This window comes from Telluria sp. GW821-FHT07G12 (assembly GCF_059418525.1).
On the sequence record NZ_JBWKQA010000003.1, the window covers coordinates 205,245 to 231,510 of the forward strand.

The 26,266-nt window shown below is 65.1% G+C and carries 27 protein-coding genes; 22 read left to right on the forward strand and 5 right to left on the reverse strand.

The annotated features are described in order from the left end of the window. Positions 1 to 9 precede the first annotated feature (9 nt). A complete protein-coding gene (gene glpK, locus AC07PE_RS13515; protein ID WP_498765183.1) occupies positions 10 to 1,494 on the forward strand; it encodes a glycerol kinase GlpK in 1,485 nt (494 codons plus the stop codon). Here the strand turns inward: glpK and AC07PE_RS13520 are convergent. Then, positions 1,486 to 2,025, reverse strand: coding sequence for a GNAT family N-acetyltransferase (locus AC07PE_RS13520; protein WP_498765185.1), 540 nt, complete (start codon positions 2,023 to 2,025; stop codon positions 1,486 to 1,488). The two genes, glpK and AC07PE_RS13520, sit on opposite strands and share 9 nt — an antisense overlap. Positions 2,026 to 2,119: 94 nt before the next feature. Here AC07PE_RS13520 and AC07PE_RS13525 point away from each other — a divergent pair, with 94 nt between their 5' ends. After that, complete coding sequence (locus AC07PE_RS13525) at positions 2,120 to 2,620, forward strand: hypothetical protein (protein WP_498765187.1); 501 nt, start codon at positions 2,120 to 2,122, stop codon at positions 2,618 to 2,620. Between the two features lie 31 nt (positions 2,621 to 2,651). Further along, a complete protein-coding gene (locus AC07PE_RS13530) occupies positions 2,652 to 3,038 on the forward strand; it encodes a hypothetical protein (RefSeq protein WP_498765189.1) in 387 nt (128 codons plus the stop codon). A gap of 7 nt (positions 3,039 to 3,045) precedes the next feature. Here the strand turns inward: AC07PE_RS13530 and AC07PE_RS13535 are convergent, their stop codons facing one another. The 3 genes from AC07PE_RS13535 to AC07PE_RS13545 form a co-directional block, all read right to left on the reverse strand. After that, positions 3,046 to 3,663, reverse strand: coding sequence for a YcxB family protein (locus tag AC07PE_RS13535; RefSeq protein WP_498765191.1), 618 nt, complete (start codon positions 3,661 to 3,663; stop codon positions 3,046 to 3,048). A gap of 131 nt (positions 3,664 to 3,794) precedes the next feature. Continuing rightward, entirely contained in the window at positions 3,795 to 4,745 is a 951-nt protein-coding gene (locus AC07PE_RS13540; RefSeq protein WP_498765193.1) for an AAA family ATPase, read from the reverse strand. A gap of 253 nt (positions 4,746 to 4,998) precedes the next feature. After that, a complete protein-coding gene (locus AC07PE_RS13545; protein WP_498765195.1) occupies positions 4,999 to 5,169 on the reverse strand; it encodes a hypothetical protein in 171 nt (56 codons plus the stop codon). A gap of 56 nt (positions 5,170 to 5,225) precedes the next feature. Here AC07PE_RS13545 and mraZ point away from each other — a divergent pair, with 56 nt between their 5' ends. From mraZ to lpxC, 19 genes are all read left to right on the forward strand, one after another. Then, a complete protein-coding gene (gene mraZ, locus AC07PE_RS13550) occupies positions 5,226 to 5,654 on the forward strand; it encodes a division/cell wall cluster transcriptional repressor MraZ (RefSeq protein WP_498765197.1) in 429 nt (142 codons plus the stop codon). Positions 5,655 to 5,662: 8 nt separating this feature from the next. Further along, complete coding sequence (gene rsmH, locus AC07PE_RS13555) at positions 5,663 to 6,619, forward strand: 16S rRNA (cytosine(1402)-N(4))-methyltransferase RsmH (protein WP_498765199.1); 957 nt, start codon at positions 5,663 to 5,665, stop codon at positions 6,617 to 6,619. Next, a complete protein-coding gene (gene ftsL / locus AC07PE_RS13560) occupies positions 6,616 to 6,888 on the forward strand; it encodes a cell division protein FtsL (RefSeq protein ID WP_498765201.1) in 273 nt (90 codons plus the stop codon). Before rsmH ends, ftsL begins: the two co-directional genes overlap by 4 nt. Then, a complete protein-coding gene (locus AC07PE_RS13565) occupies positions 6,885 to 8,672 on the forward strand; it encodes a peptidoglycan D,D-transpeptidase FtsI family protein (protein ID WP_498765203.1) in 1,788 nt (595 codons plus the stop codon). Before ftsL ends, AC07PE_RS13565 begins: the two co-directional genes overlap by 4 nt. After that, entirely contained in the window at positions 8,672 to 10,213 is a 1,542-nt protein-coding gene (locus AC07PE_RS13570; RefSeq protein ID WP_498765205.1) for a UDP-N-acetylmuramoyl-L-alanyl-D-glutamate--2,6-diaminopimelate ligase, read from the forward strand. The genes AC07PE_RS13565 and AC07PE_RS13570 overlap by 1 nt, the downstream gene beginning before the upstream one ends. A gap of 2 nt (positions 10,214 to 10,215) precedes the next feature. Next, on the forward strand, positions 10,216 to 11,598 hold the full coding sequence (locus AC07PE_RS13575; RefSeq protein ID WP_498765207.1) for a UDP-N-acetylmuramoyl-tripeptide--D-alanyl-D-alanine ligase: 1,383 nt from the start codon (positions 10,216 to 10,218) through the stop codon (positions 11,596 to 11,598). Beyond that, positions 11,599 to 12,768, forward strand: a complete 1,170-nt coding sequence (mraY, locus tag AC07PE_RS13580; protein ID WP_498765209.1) for a phospho-N-acetylmuramoyl-pentapeptide-transferase — start codon at positions 11,599 to 11,601, stop codon at positions 12,766 to 12,768. Positions 12,769 to 12,778: 10 nt separating this feature from the next. Beyond that, positions 12,779 to 14,275 carry a UDP-N-acetylmuramoyl-L-alanine--D-glutamate ligase gene (murD, locus tag AC07PE_RS13585; protein WP_498765211.1) on the forward strand — a complete coding sequence of 499 codons (1,497 nt, stop codon included), beginning with the start codon at positions 12,779 to 12,781 and terminating at the stop codon, positions 14,273 to 14,275. Beyond that, entirely contained in the window at positions 14,275 to 15,498 is a 1,224-nt protein-coding gene (gene ftsW / locus AC07PE_RS13590; RefSeq protein WP_498765213.1) for a putative lipid II flippase FtsW, read from the forward strand. Before murD ends, ftsW begins: the two co-directional genes overlap by 1 nt. An 11-nt stretch (positions 15,499 to 15,509) precedes the next feature. Further along, positions 15,510 to 16,571 carry an undecaprenyldiphospho-muramoylpentapeptide beta-N-acetylglucosaminyltransferase gene (gene murG, locus AC07PE_RS13595; protein WP_498766055.1) on the forward strand — a complete coding sequence of 354 codons (1,062 nt, stop codon included), beginning with the start codon at positions 15,510 to 15,512 and terminating at the stop codon, positions 16,569 to 16,571. Further along, positions 16,568 to 17,965 (forward strand): UDP-N-acetylmuramate--L-alanine ligase, encoded by a 1,398-nt coding sequence (gene murC, locus AC07PE_RS13600; RefSeq protein ID WP_498765215.1) that lies wholly within the window; start codon positions 16,568 to 16,570, stop codon positions 17,963 to 17,965. Before murG ends, murC begins: the two co-directional genes overlap by 4 nt. After that, positions 17,962 to 18,939, forward strand: a complete 978-nt coding sequence (locus AC07PE_RS13605; RefSeq protein ID WP_498765217.1) for a D-alanine--D-alanine ligase — start codon at positions 17,962 to 17,964, stop codon at positions 18,937 to 18,939. Before murC ends, AC07PE_RS13605 begins: the two co-directional genes overlap by 4 nt. A 4-nt stretch (positions 18,940 to 18,943) precedes the next feature. Then, positions 18,944 to 19,768 carry a cell division protein FtsQ/DivIB gene (locus AC07PE_RS13610; protein ID WP_498765219.1) on the forward strand — a complete coding sequence of 275 codons (825 nt, stop codon included), beginning with the start codon at positions 18,944 to 18,946 and terminating at the stop codon, positions 19,766 to 19,768. A gap of 17 nt (positions 19,769 to 19,785) precedes the next feature. After that, positions 19,786 to 21,018 carry a cell division protein FtsA gene (gene ftsA / locus AC07PE_RS13615; RefSeq protein ID WP_052233471.1) on the forward strand — a complete coding sequence of 411 codons (1,233 nt, stop codon included), beginning with the start codon at positions 19,786 to 19,788 and terminating at the stop codon, positions 21,016 to 21,018. A 145-nt stretch (positions 21,019 to 21,163) separates the two neighbouring features. Beyond that, positions 21,164 to 22,369 (forward strand): cell division protein FtsZ, encoded by a 1,206-nt coding sequence (ftsZ, locus tag AC07PE_RS13620; RefSeq protein ID WP_498765221.1) that lies wholly within the window; start codon positions 21,164 to 21,166, stop codon positions 22,367 to 22,369. Between the two features lie 365 nt (positions 22,370 to 22,734). Further along, on the forward strand, positions 22,735 to 23,238 hold the full coding sequence (locus tag AC07PE_RS13625; protein ID WP_230020412.1) for a peroxiredoxin: 504 nt from the start codon (positions 22,735 to 22,737) through the stop codon (positions 23,236 to 23,238). Positions 23,239 to 23,243: 5 nt separating this feature from the next. Then, entirely contained in the window at positions 23,244 to 23,693 is a 450-nt protein-coding gene (locus AC07PE_RS13630) for a GNAT family N-acetyltransferase (RefSeq protein ID WP_498765224.1), read from the forward strand. 53 nt (positions 23,694 to 23,746) lie between these two features. After that, on the forward strand, positions 23,747 to 24,589 hold the full coding sequence (locus AC07PE_RS13635; RefSeq protein ID WP_498766057.1) for a DMT family transporter: 843 nt from the start codon (positions 23,747 to 23,749) through the stop codon (positions 24,587 to 24,589). A gap of 71 nt (positions 24,590 to 24,660) precedes the next feature. Then, positions 24,661 to 25,596 carry a UDP-3-O-acyl-N-acetylglucosamine deacetylase gene (lpxC, locus tag AC07PE_RS13640; protein WP_498765226.1) on the forward strand — a complete coding sequence of 312 codons (936 nt, stop codon included), beginning with the start codon at positions 24,661 to 24,663 and terminating at the stop codon, positions 25,594 to 25,596. Here lpxC and AC07PE_RS13645 read toward each other — a convergent pair whose 3' ends face one another. Next, entirely contained in the window at positions 25,597 to 26,100 is a 504-nt protein-coding gene (locus AC07PE_RS13645; RefSeq protein ID WP_498765228.1) for a DciA family protein, read from the reverse strand. Positions 26,101 to 26,266 lie beyond the last annotated feature (166 nt).

Genomic DNA, 26,266 nt, shown 5'->3' on the forward strand with positions numbered 1-26,266 from the left:
GTCACGACGATGGACTACATCCTCGCCCTCGACCAGGGCACCACCAGCTCGCGCGCCATCCTGTTCGACCGCCAGGGGCAGGTGGCCGCCAGCGCCCAGCACGAATATCCCCAGCATTTCCCCCAGCCCGGCTGGGTTGAGCACGATCCGCTCGACATCTGGAACAGCCAGCTCGCCTGCGCGCGCGAGGTGCTGCAGGAGAGCGGCATCGACGCCGGCCAGGTGGCCGCGATCGGCATCGCCAACCAGCGCGAAACCACGGTGGTCTGGGACCGCGCTACCTCCGAACCCTTATGCCACGCCATCGTCTGGCAGGACCGCCGCACCGCGGAACTCTGCGACGCACTGCGCGCCGCCGGCAAGGCGCCACTCATCCAGCGCAAGACCGGTCTCGAACTGGACGCCTATTTTTCCGCGACGAAGCTGCAATGGCTGCTGACCCACGTGCCGGGCGCGCGCACCCGCGCGGAGCGGGGCGAGCTGGCCTTCGGCACCGTCGACAGCTGGCTCGCCTATAAACTGACGGGTCGCCACGTCACCGACGTCAGCAACGCTTCTCGCACCATGCTCTTCAATATCAACAGCCTGCGCTGGGACGAAGAGCTGCTGGCGCTGTTCGGCGTGCCGGCCTCGATGCTGCCGGAAGTCGTTGCCAGCAGCGAGCAGGTGGGCGTGACGAATGAAGAATGGTTCGGCCGTGCGATCCCGCTGGCAGGCATCGCCGGGGACCAGCAGGCCGCAACCTTCGGGCAGGCCTGCCATCGCCGCGGCATGGTCAAGAACACTTATGGCACCGGCTGTTTCATGCTGATGCACGCGGGCGACGCGCCGCCCGTCTCGCACAATCGCCTGCTGTCCACGGTCGGCTGGACCATCGGCGGCAGCACCGACTATCTGCTAGAGGGCAGCGTCTTCATGGGCGGCGCCACTGTGCAGTGGCTACGCGATGGCCTCGGCATCATCAGGCAATCATCGGACGTCGAGGCGCTGGCCTTGTCGGTGCCGGATACCGGCGGCGCGATGCTGGTGCCGGCCTTCGTCGGCCTCGGCGCCCCGCACTGGGATGCCTATGCGCGCGGCACCATCGTCGGCATGACGCGTGGGACCACGGCTGCCCATATCGCGCGCGCCGCGGTGGAGAGTATCGCCTACCAGAGCGCCGAGCTGCTGGCCGCCATGCAGAAGGATGCCGCCTGCGCGGTGCACGAAGTGCGCGCGGACGGCGGCGCGGCGCGCAACGACATGCTGATGCAGTTCCAGGCCGACCTGCTGGGCGTGCCGGTGATCCGTCCGCGGGTGACGGAGACGACCGCGCTGGGCGCGGCCTATCTGGCCGGCCTGGCGGTCGGCTTCTGGGGCTCAAGCGATGAGATCGCGGCGCAGTGGCAGGCCGAGCGCCGCTTCGAGCCGCAGATGCCGGCCGCACGCCGCGAAGAGCTGACTGCGCGCTGGGCGAAGGCGGTGGCCCATGCGAAGGGTTGGGCCCTAATCTAGCTCCGGCACCAGCGAAAACACGTGCGCATCGACAGCCCTGCCGCGCAGCTGCAGGCGATTGCGGGCCAGGCATTCGTGCGTGGAGCCGGCCTTGCGCGCCACGGCGATGCTGGGCAGGTTGCCGTCCGCGATGACGATCTCCACCCGCGACTGTTTCAACTCGCCGAAGGCATGCCGCACCAGCGCACTGGTGGCGGCCAGCGCCGCGCCCTGGCGCTGCGCCGATGCGCGCACCCAGTAGCCCAGGTTGCAGAAGGCGTTCACGGTATTGAATTGGTTCAGTCCCGCGCCGCCGACCAGGTTTTCGCCGTCGGCCAGGAAGATGCCGAATTCGTGGGCGCTGCCGTCGGCGCGGGCCGCGTCGCAGTACGCGAACCAGGACAGCGCCTGCTCCTCGGTGTAGGCGGCGTGGGCCCAGTTCATCCACTGGCCGACGCTGGCCATCGATTCGCGTACCGCTTGGGCAAAGGCAGGCGCGTCCGCCGCGGTGAAGGGACGAAGCAGGAATCGGTCAGTGCATAGTCTGGTCATGACCAATTATATCCATTGCACCGCTGAGCCGTGCGAGCCGCCGCCGGGGGATAGGGCACAATCGCAGCAGACCAATCCCGCAGGAGCCACTGCCTTGAAAGCCTTCTTCTCCACCGTCCATGCCGTCATCGCCGTGCTGTTCGTCGCCATCTCCTTCCTGCTGATGGTGCTGGCCGCGCAGACGGGCTGGAAAGCCATCGGCGCCGAACTGGGCCAGGCGGCCGAGAGCGCGATCGAGGCGATCGGCCTGCTGGCCATTGGGGTGGTGTCGCTGCAGATTTCGCAGACCATCGCCGAAGAGGAGGTCATCCGCGACGCCCACATCAGCGCGCCGACGCGAGTGCGCCGCTACCTGTCGCGCTTCATGGTCGTGGTGGTGGTGGCGCTGTCGATCGAAGGGCTGGTCGGTACCTTCAAGGCGCTGCACGAAAAGCCGGAACTGCTACCGCACGCGGCCACGGTGCTGGTCGCGGCCGGCATCCTGCTGGCGGGCTGGGGGCTGTTCATCCGCTTCAATAAGGAAGCCGAGCTACTGGAGCCGGAAGCCATGGAAGAGGCGAAAAGCGAGGATGTCAAACTCGAAGAGTCGAGCTAGAATGTTCTGCATCACCTTCGAAGGAATTGCGATGCGCCACCGGACCCTGATCATGCCTCTCATCTTCGTGATTGCCGGCAGCACCGGCCTTCCAGCGTCTTCCGCCGAGCAGGCGCCGCTGCAGCCGGGCGAGGTCGGCTCGCTGGCTGAACTGCCGGCCGAGATCCGCACCGTCATCGGCCCCGATGTGGCCGACCGCGGCGGCGCTTTCGCCGCCGGCTGCGTCAGCAGCAATGGCGAACCGCACAGCCGCTTCGCCGGCGCCCGCATGAACGGCGACACTGCCCAGGTCAGGATGGAATACGGCGGCATCGCCCATTACTTCGATACGCTCGACTTCCGGCGCGTGGACGGGCGCTGGGTGCATGTGCCGAAGCAGCCGGGGCAGAGCGTGGCCGTGCAGTCGCCGGCAAAATAAGGCGCTGTCAGGCCGCGTCGGCGAGATCGCGTCCGGCGGTGTAAGTCCGCATCTGTTCCAGCTGGCGCTGGTCCAGGCAGCGGAAGGGGATCGGAATGCCGCCCTTGGCGAACATCAGCAGGTAACCGCGCTCGTAGCGGCGCACCATCTTTACATCCTTCCAGGTCCGCTCAAACGTCCCGAGCCGGGATGTGCGCTCGATGCCGTGACCGTCGATGCGGAACTCGCAGACCGGCATGCGCCGCTTCTTCAGGAAGAAGACGGGCGGGGCGATCAGCGCTACCCACAGGTCGAGCGTGAGCGGCAGCGAGAGGAAGGACAGCGCGCTGACGGCGGCGAACGCGTTCCTGGCCCAGCCCGGGTCCAGCATCCACGCGATCAATGCGGCAAATACCCCGAATTCCAGCGGCAACCATGTCTGGCGCAGCCGTTTCGACTCCGGCGTGTGGCGCATGATGAAGCCGAGGTGGGCGCGCAGGATGCTCATGTATTCGGCCAGCGTATAGGCGACGCTGAAGCGGATAGCCGGTGCATCCGGCGGCGGTGCGACTTCGCCCGAGGGCGGCGAGGCTATCGTCAGTTCGGTGCTGGCAAAGCTTCTTTCTTCCTGCTGGACGATTTGCATGGCCACCTCCTTGCGGTGAGGGGGCTGGGGATGGCCGGTTCCGAACATGGTGACTCCGCGTTGATGAGCAATGTCCGGCAAGTGGAGCCTGGCTCTGTTATTGCAAGAGTGTAATTAAATATTTGGCACTATCAGAATCCAATCCGCCCCTTCCCCGGCGTTTGTTTGACCCGGATATCCCCGGCAATCACATGCTCCCGCCCATCCGCCACCGCATAGCCCAGGCCGTCCAGCAAGGTTTTGCGTAGGTCGCGCGGCGACACCCCCGCCAGCTTGTCCAGCACCACATCCCCCAGCCGCGGATCGAAGGCCGCCAGGTTCAGTTCCTTCAGTAAGCCGGCATACATGCGCTGCGCAATCCCGGCCGCCTGCTCGGGCGTGGGCGCCGGCACCTCGTACACTGCCATCCTGTTCAGCAAGGGATGCGGAATCCCCTCGATCGAATTCGCCGTCAGCACCCAGAAAATCTGCGAGGCATCGATGTCGATGTCGATGAATTCGTCGCGGAAAGCAGACGCGGTCTCCGGCTCCAGTAATTGATACAGCGCGGCCAGCGGATCCGACTGCGAGGACCCGGTTGCCTTCTCGACCTCGTCCAGCACGATCACCGGGTTGGCGAACTGGCCGCGAACCAGGCGCTCGGCCACCTTGCCGCACTTGGCGCCGCGCCAGCTGGCCGAGCTGCCGGTGATGACGAAGCCGGCCGAGAGGGCGTTCATGCTGATCAGTTCGCAGTCGGTCTGCATGACCCTGGCCAGGCGCTTGGCGAAGTGGGTCTTGCCGACGCCCGGGCCGCCCAGCAGCAGGATCGGCATGACATTGAAACCCTTGTCGCCGGCATGGGCCAGGCGCAGGTAGCGCGCCAGGTCGTCCAGCACTTCGTCGAAGTTGGGAGACTCCTCGAACAGCGGGTCGAGGGCGTCGATGGAAGAGGGGGTGGTGACGAAACGTTCGGCGCCGGTCTCGAGCATGCGCTCGTAGAACGCGTCGAGCTCGGGCGAACGTCCGCGGCTGCGGTCGAGCGCACCTTGCACTTCGTGCAGGTCGTAGACGGTGCGGGTCCGGGCTAGTGTGATGCTCACTGGGGCCTCCAACGCGGGCAGTGCCTGCGAGTTAGTACATGCTCACTCTCATCAGCGTATGGCTGGGTGATCGCTTGAGTTAATCCTAACCCGCGCCGCATGAATCTGCAATTTCCCACCAAAGCGTGTCATCCAGGCCGCATAAGCGTATGTCGCAGCGAATCGACCTACCACCAGTAAAAAGTTGCGGATGATCAAACGTAAAACCCATGTGTATACATGAGCTCCCACATGCACTCTTTAAGCTAAGTCCCTAATTTTGCTCAACATTTTTACTTGAGCCAGCTTCAGGGAAGTTCGCTAAGTCATTGGTTTCATTAGCAATTTCGCGGTTTTCAGAAGGTGAATTCGCTTGACCCAAGACAACGCTTCCTCTAAAGTGGGAAACGGTGGCAAAAAGTGCAGTTTTGTGGGAGAAGTTCAAATCTCCTTTGCGCCTAAAACTAACAAACTGATAACTCTCCAAGACTAGGTAAATACGTGTTTCAGGGCGCGTCTGCGATCAATCTCGATGCGAAGGGACGGATGTCAATACCGTCCAAGCACCGTGACGCCTTGTTGCAGCAGTGCGAAGGCCGTATGACGCTCACGAAACATCCGCAGGGTTGCCTGTTGTTCTTCCCGCGCCCGGTGTGGGAAGAGCATCGCGAACAGATCGCCGCCTGGCCGATGTCGGCCCGGTCGTGGCAACGCATTTTCCTGGGGAACGCCTGCGATGTCGAGTTGGACGGATCGGGCCGGGTGCTCATTTCGCCCGAACTGCGCAGCGCAGTTGGATTGGAGAAGGAAGTGATGATGCTCGGGATGGGCACCCATTTCGAGATCTGGGACGCCGTGAAACTGGCCGCAGACGAGGCCCTGGCCGTCGCCGGCGGCATGCCCGATGTCCTTTCCAATTTCTCCTTCTAAGGCACTGCATGAACGCTATTCCGGTGCCTGAATTGCAGCATCGTACGGTGCTGCTGGATGAAGCAGTCGATGCGCTCGCTCTCGACGGTGCGCGCGCATCCGGTACTTATATAGATGGCACCTTCGGCCGCGGCGGTCATAGCCGGCTGATCCTGTCGAAGCTGGCGCCGCAAGGCCGCCTGATCGCTTTCGACAAGGATCTCCAGGCGATCGCCACCGCCGAGCAGATCGATGATCCGCGTTTTTCGATCGTGCACGACAGCTTTGCAACGATGGTCGAAGCGCTGGCCGAGCGCGGCATCGGGCAGGTGGACGGGATTCTGCTGGATCTCGGCATTTCGTCGCCCCAGGTGGACGACGCCAGCCGCGGTTTCAGCTTCCGCAACGACGGTCCTCTGGACATGCGGATGGATACGACACGGGGCATCTCGGCCGCCGAGTGGCTGGCGACGGTGCCGGAACAACAACTGGAAAAGGTGATTCGGGATTATGGGGAAGAACGGTTTGCTTTTCAGATTGCAAAGGCGATTGCTGCTCGCCGGTCAGTCGAACCAATTTCAAGCACACGACAGCTTGCCGCAATCGTGGCAAACGCGGTCAAAACCCGGGAGAAAGGCAAGGATCCGGCAACCCGCACCTTTCAGGCTATCCGGATTTTCATCAATCAAGAGCTTGAGGACCTTGAAGCAGGTCTGAACGCGGCCTACGAACTGCTCGCGCCCGGCTCCCGCATGTCGGTCATCAGCTTCCATTCGCTGGAAGACCGCATGGTCAAGCAGTTCCTGGCTTCGAAGGCCAAGGTCGAGCAGCCGGACCGCCGGCTGCCGATCCGCGCCGTCGATCTGCCTCAGCCCTTGATGAAACTGATCAGCAAGACCAAGCCGTCCGGCCCCGAGGTCGAGGCCAATCCGCGCGCCCGCTCGGCGGTGCTGCGCGTGGCCGAACGCCTGGGAGGCGCCAAATGACCGGCAAGATCAACGTCGTGCTGGCCACGCTGCTGGTCGGCTGCGCGCTGTCGGTCGTGAACGCCCGCTACCAGCGCAACCACCTCGTCAACGACATCGAAAAACTGGCGACCCAGCAGCGCCAGCTCGACATCGACTGGGCCCAGCTCCAGCTCGACCAGTCCACCCTCGGCAAGAACGAGCGCATCGAGCAGATCGCGCGCGTGAATCTGAACATGGCGCCCCTCAGCCCGGCGCGCACCCAGTATCTGACGGAAGGCAGCAAATGAGGTCGACCGCCAGCTCGTCCCGGACCAATTCCCGCGTCGCCGCCTCCAAGGGCGTGGCGTTCTCGAAGAGCCCGGTGCTGGCCGTGCGCCTGCCGGACTGGCGTTCGCGCGTGGTGCTGTTCGTCCTGTTCGCCGCCTTCGCACTGCTGGGCGGCCGCGCCGTCTGGGTGCAGGTCGCGGACAAAAAGTTCCTGCAGCAGCAGGGCGCCAGCCGCTACATGCGTACCCAGGAGGTGCCGGCCACGCGCGGCAAGATCTTCGACCGCAACGGCATGGTGCTGGGCTCCTCGCTGCCGGTGAAGTCGGTCTCCATCTTCACCGACGACTACAAGGCCAATCCGGCGGCGTCGGCCACCATCCACGAGCTGGCCACCCTGCTCGAGATGCCGGAAGCCGAGTTGCTGAAGAAGCTGAACTCCGACCGCAGCTACGTCTACCTGAAGCGCCAGGTCGAGATGGACGTGGTCGCGAAGATCGAGAAGCTGGGCATCGACGGCCTCGACACCCGCAAGGAATACAAGCGCTTCTACCCGCAGGGCGAGGTGATGGCGCACATGGTCGGCTTCACCAACGTCGAGGACGTCGGCCAGGAAGCGATGGAACTGGCGCAGCAGAAGTCCCTGGCTGGCCAGCCCGGCAGCCGCCGCGTGATCAAGGACCGCCTCGGCCGCATCGTCGAGGACGTCGGCCTGTCGCGCGAGCCGCACGACGGCAAGGACATGACCCTGTCGGTCGACAGCAAGCTGCAATACATCGCCTTCAACAGCATCAAGAACGCGGTCGAGAAATTCCATGCCAAGGCCGGCGCCGCGGTGGTGCTGGACGTGCACACCGGTGAGGTGCTGGCGCTGACCAACTGGCCGACCTACGACCCGAACAACCGCGCCCACCTGACCGGCGAGCAGCTGCGCAACCGCGTCATCACCGACACCTTCGAGCCGGGTTCGACCTTCAAGCCTTTCACGGTGGCGCTGGCGCTGGACAAGGGCCTGATCACGCCGAAGACCATGATCGACACCGGCAACGGCCGTTTCACGGTGACCGGCAAGGTCATCCGCGACACCCATCCGCACGGCGTGATCGACATCGGCACCATCATCCAGAAGTCGTCCAACATCGGCACTTCGAAGATCTCGCAGATGATGTCGGCCCAGGAGATGTGGGAGATGTTCACCAAGGTCGGCCTGGGCCAGGCGCCGCGCTTCGGCTTCCCGGGCGCAGTGGCCGGCCGCGTGCGTCCGTATAAATCCTGGCGCCCGGTGGAGCAGGCCAACATGTCCTTCGGCCAGGGCCTCTCGATGTCGCTGCTGCAGCTGGCGCGCGCTTACATGATCTTCGCGCGCGACGGCGACATGATCCCGCTGTCCTTCCAGAAGATTACCGAAAAGCCGGTCGGCCAGCAGATCATCTCGGCCAAGACCGCGTCCCAGATGCGCGTCATGCTCGAATCCGTGGTGAGCCCGGAAGGCACGGCCTCGCAGGCCCAGGTGGCCGGCTACCGCGTCGGCGGCAAGACCGGCACCGCGCAGAAGGTCATCGACGGCCGCTACTCGCAGACCCATTACGTCGGCAACTTCGTCGGCATCGCGCCGATGTCGAACCCGCGCTTCATCATCGCGGTGATGATCGACGATGCGAGCGGCCCCTTGCACACGGGCGGCGCGGTGGCGGCGCCGACCTTCGCAACCTTGGCGGCGAATGCACTGCGGGCGGCGAACGTACCGCCGGATTCAACGGTCACAGACATCATCATCCCCGAACACCCACTCGAGGAGAGCAACTGATGAACCTGAACGAGATCTGCCAATGGATCCGGGCCGCCGCACCAGGCGGCCGTCTCGTTTCCGATTCGCGCCGCGTGGGCCACGGGGACGTCTTCTTCGCCTACCCGGGCGAGGGTGCTGCGGACGGACGCAATTACATTGCTTCGGCAGTCGAGAAGGGTGCGGCTGCGGTGGTGTTCGAGGCGCGTGACTTCACGTGGTCCGAGTCGCTCGAGGTGCCGCACCTGGCGGTAGAAAACCTGAAGAAAAACGCCGGCGCCATCGCCCACGCCTGGTACGGCCAGCCGGACGCCGGCATGTTCACCGTCGGCGTGACCGGCACCAACGGCAAGACCTCGTGCGCGCTGTGGACGGCGCAGGCGCTGGCCCGCCTCGCCAGCGTGGACGAAGGCGTGGGCGTGATCGGCACGCTGGGCGTCGGCCTCGTGCGCGCCCGCGTGGAACCCGAATTCGACGCCACCGGCTACACCACGCCCGACGCGGTGCTGCTGGCGACCCGCCTGGCCAGCCTGCGCGACTCCGGCGCAAGCGCGCTGGCGATCGAGGTCTCGTCGATCGGCCTGGTCGAGGAACGCACCGCCGGCATGCATTTCGACGTCGCCGTGTTCACCAACCTGACCCGCGACCACCTGGACTATCACGGCGACATGGCCAGCTACGAAGCGGCCAAGCTGAAGCTGTTCGAATGGCCGGGCCTGAAGCACGCCATGCTGAACCTGGACGACCCGGCGGGCGGGCGCATCGCCGCGCACCTGCGCGCACAGCGCCCGGAAGTCGCGATTACCGGCTACACCGCGCGTAGCGAAGACGACCAGCCTGCACTCGAAGGCGTGGCCATCCTGCGCGCCACCCAGATCCGTTCGCGCCCGGCAGGCACCGAGTTCACCGTCGATACGCCGGCTGGCAGCGCGCTGGTGCGCACCCGCCTGGTGGGCCATTTCAACGTCAGCAATGCGCTGGCGGTGCTGGGCGTGCTGCTGGCCAAGGGGGCGCCGCTGCGCGCCGCGCTGGACGCGATCGAAACGCTGGAGCCTGCCCCGGGCCGCATGCAGCAGATCGGCGGCGCGGATGCACCGCTGGTCGTGATCGACTATGCGCACACCCCGGACGCGCTGGAAAAGGCGCTGGGCGCGCTGCGCCAGGTGGCGCACGAGCGCGGCGGCCAGCTGTGGTGCGTGTTCGGCTGCGGCGGCGACCGCGATCCGGGCAAGCGTCCGCAAATGGGCGCCATCGCCCAGATGGCGGAGCACGTGCTGGTCACCAGCGATAACCCGCGCAGCGAAGAGCCGCGCGCGATCATCGAACAGATCGTGGCCGGCATGGACCCGCACCACCCGACCTCGAGCTTCCAGGCGATCGAAGACCGCGCCGCCGCCATCCTGTCGGCCGTGAAGCATGCCGGCAAGCCGGACGTGATCCTGCTGGCCGGGAAGGGGCACGAGCCCTACCAGGAAATCAAAGGCCGGAAGATGCCGTTTTCCGATGCCGACCATGCCGCGCTGGCCTTGAGCGCGCGGCTGACGATGATGAGGACGAATTAAGAATGCATGGCTCGCTCGCACAACTGACCGCTTCGATCGCCGGCGCCCGCATGACGCGTGACGCCGCTTTCGAAGGCGTGTCGACCGACAGCCGCTCGGCCCCGGCCGGCGCGCTGTTCGTCGCGCTGCGCGGCGAAACCTTCGATGCCCATGACTTCCTCGACCAGGTGGCGGCCAGGGGCGTGGCCGCCGTGGTGGTCGAACAGCTGCCGGAGAACTTCCCGCTGCCGGCGCTGGTGGTGCCGGACACGCTGGCGGCCCTGGGCCGCATCGGCAATGCCTGGCGCAGCCAGTTCACGATGCCGGTCATCGGCGTCACCGGCAGCAACGGCAAGACCACGGTCAAGGAAATGATCGCCTCCATCCTGGCCGCGAGCGTCGGCGAGGATGCGCGCCTGGCGACCCAGGGCAACCTGAACAACGAGATCGGCGTGCCGCTGACCGTGATGCGCCTCACCGACGCGCATAAGGCCGCCGTGGTCGAACTGGGCATGAACCACCCGGGCGAGATCGCACGCCTGGCCGCCATCGCCGCGCCGACCGTCGCGCTGGTGAACAACGCCCAGCGCGAGCACCAGGAATTCATGCACACCGTGGAAGCGGTGGCGCGCGAGAACGGCTCGGTGCTGGCTGCCTTGCCGGCAGATGGCGTGGCCGTGTTCCCCGGCGATGACGAGTACACGGCGCTGTGGCGCGAGCTGGCGGCTGGCAAGAAGGTGCTGACTTTCGGCCTGAGCGACGCCTGCGACGTGCGCGCGACCTACACGCCGAACAGCTTCGGCGCCGAGCTCCAGGTCACCGCACCCCAAGGACAGTTCGGCATCAAGCTGGCCGCCGCCGGCGAACACAACGTCCGCAACGCACTAGCCGCCTGCGCCTGCGCGCTGGCCGCCGGCATCGCGGTCGACGCCATCGTGCGCGGCCTGGAAGCCTTCGCGCCGGTCAGCGGCCGCCTGCAGCGCAAGCAGGCCGTCAACGGCGCCACCGTGATCGACGACTCCTACAACGCCAACCCGGATTCGGTGCGCGCCGCCATCGACGTGCTCGCGCAAGCAACCGCGCCGCGCATCCTGGTGCTGGGCGACATGGGCGAAGTCGGCACGCAGGGCCCCGAGTTTCACGAAGAAATCGGTGCATACGCGCTAAGGCGCGGCATCGAGTCCGTGCTCGTCACCGGCGCACTGGCGCGCCACGTGGCAGGCAAAGGCGCGGGTGCGGGCGCGCAACACTTTGAGCAGTTCGACGATTTATTGGCAGCACTGGACAAGCAACTGGGCAGCAAATCCGACGCAACTGTGTTGGTGAAGGGCTCGCGCTTCATGAAGATGGAGCGCGTGGTCCAACATCTCGTTCAATCACAAAACACCGGCAAGGATTCTCACTAAATGCTTCTCTGGCTTGCACAATACTTCCAGGACTATGTCGGTCCGATGCGGATTTTTAACTACATCACCTTCCGGGCGGTGTTCGCGACCATTACCGCGATCGCCATCGGCCTGCTGTGCGGCCCGGCGGTGATCCGCAAGCTGACCGCGATGAAGGTCGGCCAGGCGGTGCGTACCTACGGCCCGCAGACCCACCTGGCCAAGCACGGCACCCCGACCATGGGCGGCGTGCTGGTCCTGATCGCGATCGGCTTCTCGACCCTGCTGTGGTGCGACCTGTCGAACCGCCTGATCTGGCCGGTGCTGGTGGTGACCCTGGGCTTTGGCGCGGTCGGCTGGGTCGACGACTACCGCAAGGTGGTCTACAAGGACCCGGAAGGCATGCGCTCCGGCGAAAAATACTTCTGGATGTCCCTGATCGGCATCGCGTCCTCGCTCTACCTGGCGTTCTCGGTTTCGGCCACGTCGCCGTGGGAAGTGTGGCAGCTGTTCTTCGCCTGGGTGCAGTCGGGCTTCTCGATGAACCTGCCGCCCAAGGCCGACCTGATCGTCCCCTTCTTCAAGACCATCAGCTATCCGCTGGGCGTGTGGGGCTTCATCGCGCTGACCTATTGCGTGATCGTGGGCGCCTCCAACGCCGTCAACTTCACCGACGGCCTGGACGGCCTAGCCATCATGCCGACCGTGATGGTGGGCGGCGCGCTGGGCCTGTTCGCCTACCTGACCGGTAACGCGACCTATTCGAAATACCTGTTCATCCCGCACATCCCGGGCGCCGGCGAACTGCTGATCTTCTGCGGCGCGATGGCGGGCGCGGGCCTGGCCTTCCTCTGGTACAACGCGCACCCGGCGCAGATGTTCATGGGCGACGTCGGCGCGCTGGCGCTGGGCGGCGCGCTCGGCACCATCGCCGTCATCGTGCGCCAGGAGATCGTGCTGTTCATCATGGGCGGCGTGTTCGTGGCCGAGACCCTGTCGGTGATCATCCAGGTGAGCTGGTTCAAGTACACCAAGAAGCGCTACGGCGCCGGGCGGCGCGTGTTCCTGATGGCGCCGCTGCACCACCATTTCGAACAGAAGGGCTGGAAGGAAACCAAGGTCGTGGCGCGCTTCTGGATCGTGACCATCGTGTTGGTCCTGATCGGTATCTCTACTCTCAAACTGCGCTGACTTTCGACATATGAACTACGAAGGCAAAACCGCACTGGTACTCGGGCTCGGCGAATCGGGCCTCGCGATGGCGCAATGGCTGGCGCGCTGCGGCGCGCGCGTGCGCGTTGCCGACACGCGCACCGAGCCGCAGCGCCTGTTCGCGTTGCGCGAAGCCGTGCCGGCCGCCGAGTTCGTGGGCGGCGCCTTCGGTACCGAATTGCTGGAAGGCGTCGACTTCGTCGCCGTCAGCCCCGGCCTGATGCCGGAACGCGAGCTGGCCGACATCGCCCCGGGCGCGGCCGCCCGCAGCATCCCGGTGTGGGGCGAGATCGAGCTGTTCGCCCAGGCCCTGTCCGACCTGAAGACTAGCCGCGGCTATGCGCCGAAAGTCATCGCCATCACCGGCACCAACGGCAAGACGACCGTGACGAGCCTGACCGGCCTGCTGTGCCGCCGCGCCGGTTTCACGACGCGCGTGGCAGGCAACATCAGCCCGGCCGCGCTGGACGTGCTGCGCGAAGTGCTCGATAACGACGACCTTCCGCAGGCCTGGGTGCTGGAACTGTCCAGCTTCCAGCTGCACACCACCTTCAGCCTGAATCCGGACGCCGCCACCGTGCTGAACGTGACCCAGGACCACCTGGACTGGCACGGCAGCATGACGGCCTACGCCTTCGACAAGGCGCGCATCTTCGGCAAGGACACCGTGCGCGTGCTGAACCGCGACGACGCCATCGTGATGCGCATGACCAATCCGGACGCGCAGATGATCACCTTCGGCACCGGCGAACCGGATGCGCCGGGCAGTTTCGGCCTGGTCAACGAGCGCGGCGTGCTGTGGCTGGCGAATGCGAATCCGGCGGAAGAGCCGGAAAAGAAGCGTAAAAAGAACGAGCCGGAAGAACCGGTGGAAGTCGTGATCAACCGCCTGATGCCGGCCGACGCGCTGCGCATCCGCGGCATCCACAATGCCTCCAACGCGCTGGCCGCGCTGGCCCTGTGCCGCGCCTGCGGCCTGCCGCTGGCGCCGCTGCTGCACGGCCTTCGCGATTACCAGGGCGAGCCGCACCGCGTGGAGCTGGTCGCCAGCATCGACAACGTCGACTACTACGACGACAGCAAGGGCACCAATGTCGGCGCCACCGTCGCCGCGCTGGAAGGCCTGGGCCAGACCTTCGGCGAGACCGGCCGCCAGATCCTGCTGATCGCCGGCGGCGACGGCAAGGGCCAGGACTTCGCGCCCTTGGCTGCGCCATGCTCGCGCTACGTGAAGGCGGTGCTGCTGATCGGCCGCGACGCCCCGGCGCTGAAGGCCGCCATCGAACCGAGCGGCGTGCCTTGCTTCGACCTGGCCGACCTGCCGCAGGCGGTGCGCCGCGGCTACGGCCTGGCCAAATCCGGCGACGTGGTCCTGCTGTCGCCGGCTTGCGCCAGCCTGGACATGTTCACCAATTACGCCCATCGCGCCCAGGTGTTCGTGGATGCGGTGCGCGAAATCGCACTCGAGAAGGGGCAGGAGATCTGATGCCTTTCCAGATTCCCTTCAAGTTCAGCGGCAGTGCCAGCGACGCGACCGTCGCCGCGCGCGCACGGCCGTCGCGCATGATGGAGTACGACCAGCCGCTGGTCTGGGTCGTGGTCCTGCTGATGCTGTTCGGGATGGTGATGGTGTATTCGGCCTCGATCGCGCTGCCGGATTCGCCCAAGTTCGCCTACCTGGGCGGCAAGAACAACTACTTCCTGCTGCGCCAGGCGATGTTCATCGCGATCTCGCTGGTGGGCGGGCTGTTCGTGTTCCGCATTCCGATCGCGACCTGGCAGCGCCTGGCGCCGCTGATGTTCGTCGTCACCCTGATCCTGCTGGCCCTGGTGCTGGTACCGGGCGTCGGCATTTCGGTCAACGGCGCGCGCCGCTGGCTGCCGATGCGCATCGGCCAGCCCTCCGAGATCATGAAGGTGGTGGCCGTGCTGTACGCGGCCGATTTCACGGTGCGCAAGCAGCAGTACATGCACAAGCTGACCAAGGGCTTCATGCCGATGGCCGCCGCGATGGCGCTGGTCGGCGTGCTGCTGCTGCTCGAGCCCGACCTCGGCGCCTTCGGCGTGATCGTCTGCATCTCGATGGGCATCCTGTTCCTGGGCGGCTTCAACATGATCTGGTTCGGCGGCATCGGCGCCATCCTGGTCATGATCTTCTCGACCATCATCGCCCTGTCTCCCTTCCGCCGCGCGCGCATGTTCGCCTACATGAACCCGTGGGAAGAGGGCAATGCGCTGGACAAGGCCTACCAGCTGACCCACTCGCTGATCGCCTTCGGCCGCGGCGAGATCTTCGGCGTCGGCCTGGGCGGCAGCATCGAAAAGCTGCATTACCTGCCGGAAGCGCACACCGACTTCATCATGGCCGTCATCGGCGAAGAACTCGGCCTGGCCGGCGTGCTGGTCGTTCTCGGCCTGTTCTACTGGCTGGTGAAGCGCGCCTTCGACATCGGCCGCCAGGCGATCGCGCTGGAGCAGCACTTCGCCGGCCTGGCCGCGAAGGGCATCGGCATCTGGCTGGGCGTGCAGGTCTTCATCAACATGGGCGTGAACCTGGGCCTGCTGCCGACCAAGGGCCTGACCCTGCCGTTGATGAGCTATGGCGGTTCGGGCGTGCTGTTCAACTGCATCGGCCTGGCGATCCTGCTGCGCATCGATTACGAAAACCGCGTGCGCATGCGCGGCGGCCGCCAGGGGGTAAGCAAGTGAGCAAGAAACTCATGATCATGGCGGCCGGCACCGGCGGCCACATCTTCCCGGGCATCGCGATTGCGCAGTCCATGCGCGAGCGCGGCTGGGAAGTCAGCTGGCTGGGCACCGCCCACGGCATGGAATGCGACATCGTGCCGAAGCACGGCATTCCGATGGACAGCATCGATTTCGCCGGCCTGCGCGGCAAGGGCCTGGGCCACACAATCACGGGCGCCTTCAAGATGCTGGGCGCGTTTGCCGCCTGCCGCCGCTTCATCGCCGCGCGCAAGCCGGACGTGGTGCTGGGCATGGGCGGCTACGTGACCGTGCCGGGCGGGATGATGGCGCGCTCGCGCGGCGTGCCGCTGGCGCTGGTGAATGCCGACGCCGCACTGCTGTTGTCGAACAAGACCCTGACGCCGATCGCCCAGCGCGTGCTGTTCGGCTTCCCGGCGGACTTCGGTAAGGCGGCCGGCAAGGCGGTCGTCACCGGCAACCCGGTGCGCAAGGAGATCCTGGAGATGCCGTCGCCGGGCCACCGCTTCGCCAACCGCAGCGGCGCCCTGAACATCCTGGTGGTGGGCGGCAGCCTGGGCGCCAAGGTGCTGAACGACAGCGTGCCGGCAGCCCTGGCCCTGATTCCGGAAGGCCAGCGTCCGATCGTCACCCACCAGTCGGGCAAGAAGAACATCGAAGCCCTGCGAGCCGCTTATGCCAACGCGGGCGTGCAGGCCAATGTGGTCGACTTCATCGACGACATGGCGGCGGAGTACGCAAACGCCGACCTGGTGATCTGCCGCGCCGGCGCGATCACGGTGTCGGAACTGACGGCGGCCGGCGTGGCCAGCGTGCTGGTGCCTTTCGTCGCCAGCACCACCAGCCACCAGCGCGACAACGCGATCTGGATGGACAAGCAGAAGGCGGCGATCCACCTGCCGCAGGGCGAACTGAATCCGCAGCATCTGGCGAAGCTGCTGCAAGCGACCGACCGTGAAGCCTGCCTGAAGATGGCGGAAGCGGCGCAGGCGGTCGGCCGGCGCGACGCCAATGCGGCGATTGCAAACGTTTTAGAAGAATTGGCGGGACGATGAAACACAAGATCAAGCATATTCACTTCGTCGGCATCGGCGGCAGCGGCATGAGCGGCATCGCCGAGGTGCTGCTGAACCTCGGCTACAAGGTGTCGGGCTCGGACCTGGCCTCGAACGCCGCCAGCCAGCGCCTGGCCGAACTGGGCGCGACGGTCTGCATCGGCCACGCGGCCGAGAACATCCGCGGCGCCAACGCCGTCGTCACCTCGACCGCCGTCAACGAAGCGAATCCGGAAGTCGTCGCCGCGCGCGCCGCCAAGGTCCCGATCGTGCCGCGCGCCATCATGCTGGGCGAACTAATGCGCCTGAAGCGCGGCATCGCCATCGCCGGCACCCACGGCAAGACCACCACCACCAGCCTGGTGGCGTCGGTGCTGGCCGAGGGCGGCCTGGACCCGACCTTCGTGATCGGCGGGCGTCTGACCGCGGCCGGCGCCAACGCCAAGCTGGGCACCGGCGACTACATCGTGGCCGAGGCCGACGAGTCGGATGCGTCCTTCCTGAACCTGTCGCCGATGATCGAGGTGATCACCAACATCGACGCCGACCACATGGACACCTACGAGCACGACTTCGAGAAGCTGAAGGCGGCGTTCGTGAACTTCACCCACCGCCTGCCGTTCTACGGCCGCGCGATGATGTGCATCGACGACGCCAACGTGCGCGCCATCCTGCCGCAGGTGACCAAGCCGGTGACGACTTACGGCTTTTCCGAGGACGCCGAAGTGCGCGCCATGGAAGCCCGCGCCGACGGCACCCGCATGCGCTTCATCGTGCGCCAGGAAGGCTATCCGGACACCAGCTTCGTGCTGAACCAGCCGGGCATGCACAATGTCCTGAACGCCTGCTCGGCGATTGCGATTGCGCGCGAGATCGGCATCCCGGACGAAGCAACTGCCGCCGGCCTGGCCGAGTTCCGCGGCGTCGGCCGCCGCTTCACCCGCTACGGCGAGATCCCGCTGGAATCCGGCGGCAGTTTCACGCTGGTGGACGACTACGGCCACCATCCGGTCGAAGCCCAGGTGACCGTGGCCGCGGCGCGCGCCGCCTACCCGGGCCGGCGCCTGTTGCTGGCCTTCCAGCCGCACCGCTATACCCGCACTCGCGACCTGTTCGAAGACTTCGTCAAGGTGCTGGCCGCACCGGACGTGCTGCTGCTGGCCGAGGTATACGCGGCCGGCGAAACCCCGATCGTGGCGGCCGACGGCCGTGCGCTGTCGCGCGCGCTGCGCGCCGGCACCCAGATCGAACCGATTTTCGTGGAGTCGATCGCCGATATGCCGGCGACGATCCTGAAGGTGGCGCGCGACGGCGACGTTGTGCTCACCATGGGCGCCGGCTCGATCGGCGGCGTTCCGCATCAACTGACCCAGCTTCAAAAGGTAGCATCGTGAGTACTCTGACTCCTTCTGAGATCAAGGACCTCGGCAAGGTCGCCGTCCTGTTCGGCGGCCGCTCGGCCGAGCGCGAGATCTCGATCCTGTCCGGCACCGGCGTGCTGCAGGCCCTGCAATCGAAAGGCGTGGACGCCCATGCCTTCGACCCGGCCGAGCGTTCGCTGGCCGATCTGGCAGCCGAAAAATTCGACCGCGTCTTCATCGCGCTGCACGGCCGCTATGGCGAAGACGGCAGCCTGCAGGGCGCCCTCGAGCAGCTCGGCATTCCCTACACCGGCAGCGGCGTGATGGCGTCGAGCGTCGGCATGGACAAGATCACCACCAAGATCGTGTGGCTGGCGAACGGCGTCTCGACGCCGAAGTACGCCGTCATCGACGACAGCACGGATCTGGACAAGGTGGTGGCGGATCTCGGCCTGCCGCTGATCGTCAAGGCGCCGCTGGAAGGTTCGAGCATCGGCATCACCAAAGTAACCCGCGTGGAAGACCTGAAGCCTGCTGTCGAACTGGCGCGCCAGTACGACAAGCTGGTGCTGGCCGAGCAGTTCATCGAAGGCCGCGAATTCTCGGTACCGCTGCTGGGCACCGGCCCGACCGCGCGCGCGCTGCCGATCGTCGAGATCGTGGCCCCGGAAGGCAAGTACGACTACCAGAACAAGTACTTCACCGACGACACCAAGTACTACTGCCCGGCGCCGCTGGATGCCGCCACCACCGAGGCGATCCAGCGCGAGGTCGAGAAGGCCTACCGCGCGCTCGGCTGCGAAGGCTGGAGCCGCATCGACGTGCTGCTGCGCGAATCGGATAACCAGTTCTTCCTGCTGGAAGTGAATACCTCGCCGGGCATGACCACGCACTCGCTGGTGCCGATGGCCGCGCGCGCCGAGGGTACGAGCTATGAAGACCTGTGCGTGGCGATCCTGCGCTCGGCGTCGCTGAAGATCGGTCAGAACAAGAAGGAAAAGGCGTAAGACGATGTGGCATGACACGCGAGCCCTGAACGCAACATCCGGCGCGATCACCGCGCTGGTGGCGCTCGCCTGTATCGCCTCGGGCGTATGGTGGATATCGCAGCGTCCGATGTTCACCCTGCGCGCGGTGCGCGTCGAGAGCATGTACGGCCTGGACCTGCAGCACGTGAACGAACTCACGGTGCGCAACGGCGTGCTCGGCAAGATCAAGGGGAATTTCTTTACCACCGACCTGGAGCAGGTGCGCGGCACCTTCGAGGCCGTGCCCTGGGTCCGCAAGGCCAGCGTGCGCCGCGAATGGCCGAACCAGCTGATCGTCCAGGTCGAGGAACACGAAGCGCTCGGCACCTGGGGCGAGGATGGCCGCCTGCTGTCCGTGAAGGGCGACAGTTTCACCGCCAACCTGGCCGAAGCCGACGAGGACCATGAGCTGCCTGCTTTCGACGGTCCTCCCGGCAGCGAAAAGGAAGTCCTGGCGCGCTTTGCGGAGCTGCGCGGCCTGTTCGCGCCGATCCGCCTGGTGCCGACTTCGCTCAGCCTGTCGAAGCGCTACGCCTGGACGGTCCGGCTGGACAACGGCATGAGCGTGGAGCTGGGCCGCGAGCGCGACCAGGGCAAGGATGGCATGAAGGCGCGCGTGCAGCGGCTGGTGAGCATCTACCCCCAGCTGGTGGCGCGCCTGCAGGAAGGGCATATCGACACCATCGACATGCGCTATCCGAACGGGCTGGCACTGTCGTCGTCTGCCCTGAGCATACCGGCGGATGCCACCAAGCCGGTCAAGGCGGCAAAGAAAAAAGCACCTACCAAAACAACAAAGCAAACTTAATCAGCAGGCGACAAGAAATGACTAAAGACGCAAAGAACCTGATCGTCGGTCTCGACATCGGCACCTCGAAGGTGGTGGCGGTGGTGGCCGAGGTGATGGCCGATGGGCGCCATGAAGTAATTGGACTCGGCCAGCACGAGTCGAAAGGTTTGAAGAAGGGCGTTGTCGTCAACATCGAAGCGACCGTCGAATCCATCCAGCGCGCGCTCGAAGAAGCCGAGCTGATGGCCGACTGCAAGATCCGCAACGTGTATGCGGGTATCGCCGGCAGCCATATCCGTTCGTTCAACTCGAGCGGCATGGTGGCGATCAAGGACAAGGAAGTCACCGCGACCGACGTGGCGCGCGTGATCGAGACTGCCAAGGCCGTGAACATCCCGACCGACCAGCAGCTGCTGCACACGGTGCCGCAGGAATTCATCGTCGACAACCAGGAAGACGTGCGCGAGCCGATCGGCATGAGCGGCATCCGCCTGGAAGTGCGCGTGCACATTGTTACAGGTGCGGTGTCCGCCGTTCAGAATATTGTAAAGTGCGTGCGCCGTTGCGGGCTCGAGGTCTCGGACCTGATCCTGCAGCCGATGGCGTCGGCCGATTCCGTGCTGACCAACGACGAGAAGGAACTCGGCGTGGTCCTGATCGACATCGGCGGCGGCACCACCGACATCGCCGTGTTCAGCGATGGCGCGATCCGCCACACGGCCGTGATCCCGATCGCCGGCGACCAGATCACCAGCGACATCGCGATGGCCCTGCGCACCCCGACCGGCGAAGCGGAAGAGATCAAGATCCGCTACGGCGTGGCCAAGCAGGTGCTGGCCGATCCGGGCGAGACCCTGGAAGTGCCGGGCCTGGGCGACCGCGGTCCGCGCTCGCTGTCGCGCCAGGCGCTGGCGGCGGTGATCGAGCCGCGCGTCGAGGAATTGTTCGCGATGGTGCACCAGGTGGTGCGCGAGTCCGGCTACGAGGGCGTGCTCTCGTCGGGCATCGTGCTGACCGGCGGTTCGTCGATCATGCCGGGCATGATCGAGATGGCCGAAGACATCTTTTTGAAGCCGGCGCGCCTTGGCACGCCGGAGTATCGCGGCCAGCTGGCCGACGTGGTGCGCAGTCCGCGCTACGCGACCGTTCTCGGCCTTTTGCTGGAAGCGAAGAAGCAGTATTTGCGCGGCCATATCGTCACGCGCCAGGATGGATCGGTGAAAGCGGTATGGCAGCGCATGAAGGAGTGGTTTTTAGGGAACTTTTAAGAATTTCAGCTACAAGAAGTTACGTTTTTGTTGGTCAACGCACGCAAATATTTTTACAATACAAGCGCGTTTCCAATCTGCAGGTTTGATCGCGACCGATGAGGTCTGCAGCTTGGGAACGGCACATTGAGATTAGGAGTTCATCATGGAGTTCGATATGGTCGATAACGCAGCACTGGGTACGGTCATCAAGGTCGTCGGGGTTGGCGGCGCGGGTGGTAACGCTGTCCAGCACATGATCAATAAAGGTGTCGCCGGTGTCGAGTTCATCGCCGCAAACACCGACGCACAGGCGCTGGCCGCCTCGAGCGCGCACAACATCATCCAGATCGGCGATTCCGGTCTGGGCGCCGGCATGCGTCCGGAAGTCGGCCGCCAGCTGGCCGAGCAATCGCGTGCACGCATCGAAGACTCGCTGCGCGGCGCGCACATGGTCTTCATCGCTGCCGGCATGGGCGGCGGCACCGGCACCGGCGCCGCGCCGATCGTCGCGGAAGTCGCCAAGAGCATGGGCGCGCTGACCGTCGCCGTCGTGTCGAAGCCGTTCTCGTACGAAGGCCAGAAGTGCATGGACGTGGCCGAGAACGGCCTGGCCGAGCTGACCAAGCACGTCGACTCCCTGATCGTCATCCTGAACGAAAAGCTGGAAGACATCTACGAAGACGAATCGATGCTGGACTGGATGAAGCATGCCGACGACGTGCTGAACAACGCCGTTGCCGGTATCGCCGAGATCATCAATGTCCCGGGCCACATCAACGTCGACTTCAACGACGTCAAGACCATCATGAGCGAGCAGGGCAAGGCCATGATGGGCACCGCGACCGCATCGGGCGTCGACCGTGCACGCATCGCCGCCGAGCAGGCCGTGGCGTCGCCGCTGCTGGACGGTATCGACCTGTCGGGCGCCAAGGGCGTGCTGGTGAACGTCACCGCATCGCGCAACCTCAAAGGTAAAGAGATCAAGGAAGTCATGGCCGCCGTGCGCGCCTTCGCCGCTCCGGACGCCGCCATCGCACAAGGCATCGCCTACGACGACGAGATGGGCGACGAACTGCGCGTGACCGTGGTCGCGACCGGCCTGGGCAAGAACAAGGCCAACATCTCGCTGGTACAGCCGCAGCAGGTCCTGCGCACCGGTACCTACGGTTCGCCGATGATGTCGGGCGCCGCCACCGTCTCCGCAGGCGGCATGGGCATGGGCTCGATCAGCACCGGCGGCACCGACGCCGGCATGAAGCAGCCGGCCGTGTGGCGCCGCGAGCAGGCCTCGGAGCAGGTCCGCGCGATGCAGAACAACGGCGTCGAGACCTACGACATCCCGGCCTTCCTGCGTAAACAAGCTGACTGAGCAAGCCGACTAGAGCACACTCCAGCCGGCTGACCACCGGCGCTCCATGATGCAAGAGCCCGTATCGTCCAAGCGATACGGGCTTTTTGTTTTTAATTCGGGGTCAGAGCACATTTCGAAGCAAATTCGGGGTCAGAGCACTTTTTTGGAAAATTGCTTTTCGACCTCTCGACGGCTTGCATGCTACAGAGGGATTACAAGCATCTCCAGGCAAGGCCTCAAGGGGCCGCCCAGAACTGACCGTGAAAACATTGTTCAAAAAAGTGCTCTGACCCCGAATTTTGAGAAAAAAGTGCTCTGACCCCGAATTTCTCCAGATCGGGCATACTTGCGGGTTCTGTTAATCACAACATGGAGTTTCTGCTATGACCATCCAGATCGGCGATCGCCTGCCCGAGTCCACCCTGTCCGAGTTCATCGAGACCGAAACCGAAGGCTGCTCGCTCGGCCCGAACACCTTCAACACGGCCGACCTCGTCAAGGGCAAGACCATCGCCATCTTCGGCCTGCCGGGCGCCTACACCCCGACCTGCTCGGCCCAGCACCTGCCGGGCTACATCCAGCTGGCAGACCAGCTGAAGGCCAAGGGCGTCGACGAGATCTGGTGCGTGTCGGTCAACGACGCCTTCGTGATGGGCGCCTGGGGCCGCGACCAGAAAGCCACCGGCATCGTCCGCATGATGGCCGACGGTAACGCCGCCTTCAGCAAGGCCCTGGGCCTGGACGCCGACTTCTCGAAGCACGGCATGGGCACCCGCAGCAAGCGCTACTCGATGCTGGTCGTCGACGGCGTCGTCAAGCAGCTGAACGTCGAAACCGCCGGCTTCGAAGTCTCGTCGGCCGAGAAGCTGCTGGAACAGCTGGGCTAAGCGGCTTGATCGTCAACGCCGAATCACCGGACCAGCCCGAGGTCCGGGACCTGCTCGCGCGCCTCGACGCCTATTGCGCGTCGCTGTACCCGGCCGAGAGCAATCACATAATGGACATCCACTCCCTGACGGGAGGTGATGTCTTGTTTTTGGTCGCGCGCGACGTCCACGGCAGCGCCGTCGGCTGCGCGGCCCTGGTCCGGCGTGAAGGCTATGGCGAAATCAAGCGCATGTTCGTCGACGAAACCAAGCGCGGCCTCGGCACCGGCCGCCAGCTGCTCGAGCACATCGGCATCTTCGCCAACATGTGCGGCCTGCGCGAACTGAAGCTGGAGACCGGCATCCACCAGCCGGAAGCCATCCGCCTGTATGAACGCGCCGGTTTCGTGCGCAGCGCTCCCTTCGGTGAATATACTGAAGACCCGCTGTCCGTATTCATGGAAAAACGCCTTTGACCCAAGCCGTACGCAGCGCCAGATGGAGCGGCAACCTGCGCAGCATCCAGGCGATGCTGGCCGCGGTGCTGATGTTTTCCATCATGGACACGATCATGAAGATCCTGTCCGCCGAATTCCCGGCGATGCAGGTGGCGGCGCTGCGGTCTCTCGCTTCGCTGCCGCTGGTCTGCGTCTACGTGGCCTGGCGTGGCGGCTTCCGATCGATCATGAAAGTCCGCTGGCCGCTGCACCTGCTGCGCGCCGCGATCGGCATCGTCATGCTGTCCCTGTTCGCCTACGGCGTGCGCGGGCTGTCGCTGGCCGAGGCCTATACCATCTTCTTCATCGGCCCGATCCTGATCACGGCGATGTCCGTGTTCGTGCTGAAGGAACGCGTGGACCGCGCGCGCTGGCTGGCGATCGGGATCGGCATGGCCGGCGTGCTGGTGGTGCTGCGCCCCAGCGGCGACGGCTTCCTGACCCTGGGCGGCCTGGCGATCCTGGTGGCGGCCGTGTGCTATGCGGTGTCGGCCGTGACCGGGCGGGTGCTGGCGCGCAGCGACTCCAGCGAGCAGATGGTGTTCTGGCTGATGCTGCTGATGGCCGCCGGTGCCACCGTACTGGCCCTGCCTGACTGGACTCCGGTCCAGGCGCGCCACCTGCCGCTGCTGGGCGGCCTGGCGCTCAGCGGTTTCCTGGCCCAGCTGGCGCTGACCGAAGCCTTCAGCCACGGCGAAGCCTCGGTGGTCGCGCCTTTCGAGTACACGGCCCTGGCCTGCGGCATCGCGATCGACTGGGTGCTCTGGCGAACCTTGCCCGACCAATACACGCTGATCGGTGCGGCTATCATCATCGGCAGCGGCTTGTACCTGATTCGCCACGAAACCTCCCACGCCGAGGCCGAACACCCCTGAAAACGTGGTGTTCCTGCCACCGGCAGAGCAGGTCATCGGCGAACAAAAGGGGCCTCCTATATAATCAGCGGATGCTCAAACAAAGAACAATCAAACAGCTGGTGCGTACGACAGGTGTCGGCCTGCACTCGGGCACCAAGGTCGAACTGACCCTGCGCCCGGCTGAGCCGGACACCGGCATCGTGTTCCGCCGCGTCGATCTCGACCCCGTGGTCGAGTTCCCGTCGAACGCGGAAATCGTCGGCGACACCCGCATGGCCTCGGTCCTCAGCAAGGACAATGCACGCGTCTCGACCGTCGAGCACCTGATGTCGGCCTGCGCCGGCCTCGGCATCGACAATCTGTACGTGGACGTCACCGCCGAAGAAATCCCCATCATGGACGGCTCCGCTTCGTCCTTCGTCTTCCTGCTGCAGCAGGCCGGCGTGCAGGAGCAGGGCGCCGCCAAGAAATTCATCCGCGTGCTGAAACCGGTCGAAGTGCGCCAGGGCAGCGGCAACAACGAGAAGTGGGCCCGTCTGACGCCCTTCGACGGCTTCAAGCTCGACTTCTTCATCGAATTCAACCACCCGGCCGTCGACGGCACCATGCAGCGCGCCGAGGTCGACTTCGGCAAGGTCTCCTACGTGCACGACGTCGCGCGCGCCCGTACCTTCGGCTTCATGCAGGACGTCGAAAGCCTGCGAGGCATGGGCCTGGCCCGTGGCGGCTCGCTGGAAAACGCGATCGTGATGGACGAGTACCGCATCCTGAATGCGGACGGCCTGCGTTACGAAGACGAGTTCGTGCGCCACAAGATCCTCGACGCGATCGGCGACCTGTATCTGGTCGGCCATCCGCTGCTGGCCAGCTATGAAGCGCACAAGTCCGGCCACGGCCTGAACAACCTGCTGCTGCGCGAACTGCTGTCGCATCCGGAAGCCTACGAGATCGTGACTTTCCAGGAACAGGCGAGGGCGCCGGAGTCGTATGGCGCGCAGATGGAGCGGGAGTGGGCGCTGACTTGATCAGCCCTTCTGTTTCCGTTTCTCAGCCAGCCGCTTGATCGCCGCGATCAGCGGCGCATTCTGCGGTGATGCCGGCAAGGCGTCGCCCAATTCCTCGAACGCCTGCACCGCCGTCGGCGGCAGCTCCAGCGAGGACGGTTTCAAGCCTTCCTCCTCGACCGGCAGGGCGCGTCCCACCTGGATCTTGATCCGCACCGAATCCACCTGCCAGCCCTTCTTCTGCAGCGCCGCCTGCAGCTTGGGCGCCTGCTGCTTGAGCTTGGCCGCCACGGCGGAGGAGGGCACAGCCAGGGTCAGTACGCCTTCCTGCACCGCCAGCGCTTCGCAATTCGCATACATGGGCGGCAGGATGAGCCGCACATCCTTTTGCAGCTTGGCCATGCGCGTTGCCGCCGGCAGCAGGCTGGCCAGGCGGTCGTTACGGCGCAGGAAATCGGTCGCCTCGATCGACGTGCGGCGGACCTTGGTGCCGTAGATATGATAGGGAGGCTTGGGTGACTGCATGGGCGGAACATACCACAGCCAGACCATGCTCATAAAGAAGCGTACCGAAAATGTGTTTTCGAGTGCAATTTGATAACATTGTTTGTCCGCTTGCACTTGTGATACGTCCGTTCACCCCCAAGTGTGGCCGGATCGCATGATAAAATCGGTGGCTTTTTGCCATAGG

Excerpts from the sequence above, each read along its gene's own strand:
- murG (WP_498766055.1), top strand. The coding sequence starts at position 15,510 with ATGATCATGGCGGCCGGCACCGGCGGCCACATCTTCCCGGGCATCGCG.
- mraY (WP_498765209.1), top strand. The coding sequence starts at position 11,599 with ATGCTTCTCTGGCTTGCACAATACTTCCAGGACTATGTCGGTCCGATG.
- glpK (WP_498765183.1), top strand. The coding sequence starts at position 10 with ATGGACTACATCCTCGCCCTCGACCAGGGCACCACCAGCTCGCGCGCC.
- rsmH (WP_498765199.1), top strand. The coding sequence starts at position 5,663 with ATGAACGCTATTCCGGTGCCTGAATTGCAGCATCGTACGGTGCTGCTG.
- AC07PE_RS13610 (WP_498765219.1), top strand. The coding sequence starts at position 18,944 with ATGTGGCATGACACGCGAGCCCTGAACGCAACATCCGGCGCGATCACC.
- AC07PE_RS13565 (WP_498765203.1), top strand. The coding sequence starts at position 6,885 with ATGAGGTCGACCGCCAGCTCGTCCCGGACCAATTCCCGCGTCGCCGCC.
- AC07PE_RS13530 (WP_498765189.1), top strand. The coding sequence starts at position 2,652 with ATGCGCCACCGGACCCTGATCATGCCTCTCATCTTCGTGATTGCCGGC.
- AC07PE_RS13575 (WP_498765207.1), top strand. The coding sequence starts at position 10,216 with ATGCATGGCTCGCTCGCACAACTGACCGCTTCGATCGCCGGCGCCCGC.
- ftsW (WP_498765213.1), top strand. The coding sequence starts at position 14,275 with ATGCCTTTCCAGATTCCCTTCAAGTTCAGCGGCAGTGCCAGCGACGCG.
- murC (WP_498765215.1), top strand. The coding sequence starts at position 16,568 with ATGAAACACAAGATCAAGCATATTCACTTCGTCGGCATCGGCGGCAGC.
- AC07PE_RS13635 (WP_498766057.1), top strand. The coding sequence starts at position 23,747 with ATGCTGGCCGCGGTGCTGATGTTTTCCATCATGGACACGATCATGAAG.
- ftsZ (WP_498765221.1), top strand. The coding sequence starts at position 21,164 with ATGGAGTTCGATATGGTCGATAACGCAGCACTGGGTACGGTCATCAAG.
- lpxC (WP_498765226.1), top strand. The coding sequence starts at position 24,661 with ATGCTCAAACAAAGAACAATCAAACAGCTGGTGCGTACGACAGGTGTC.
- AC07PE_RS13520 (WP_498765185.1), bottom strand. The coding sequence starts at position 2,025 with ATGACCAGACTATGCACTGACCGATTCCTGCTTCGTCCCTTCACCGCG.
- AC07PE_RS13645 (WP_498765228.1), bottom strand. The coding sequence starts at position 26,100 with ATGCAGTCACCCAAGCCTCCCTATCATATCTACGGCACCAAGGTCCGC.
- ftsA (WP_052233471.1), top strand. The coding sequence starts at position 19,786 with ATGACTAAAGACGCAAAGAACCTGATCGTCGGTCTCGACATCGGCACC.
- AC07PE_RS13535 (WP_498765191.1), bottom strand. The coding sequence starts at position 3,663 with ATGCAAATCGTCCAGCAGGAAGAAAGAAGCTTTGCCAGCACCGAACTG.
- murD (WP_498765211.1), top strand. The coding sequence starts at position 12,779 with ATGAACTACGAAGGCAAAACCGCACTGGTACTCGGGCTCGGCGAATCG.
- ftsL (WP_498765201.1), top strand. The coding sequence starts at position 6,616 with ATGACCGGCAAGATCAACGTCGTGCTGGCCACGCTGCTGGTCGGCTGC.
- AC07PE_RS13570 (WP_498765205.1), top strand. The coding sequence starts at position 8,672 with ATGAACCTGAACGAGATCTGCCAATGGATCCGGGCCGCCGCACCAGGC.
- AC07PE_RS13625 (WP_230020412.1), top strand. The coding sequence starts at position 22,735 with ATGACCATCCAGATCGGCGATCGCCTGCCCGAGTCCACCCTGTCCGAG.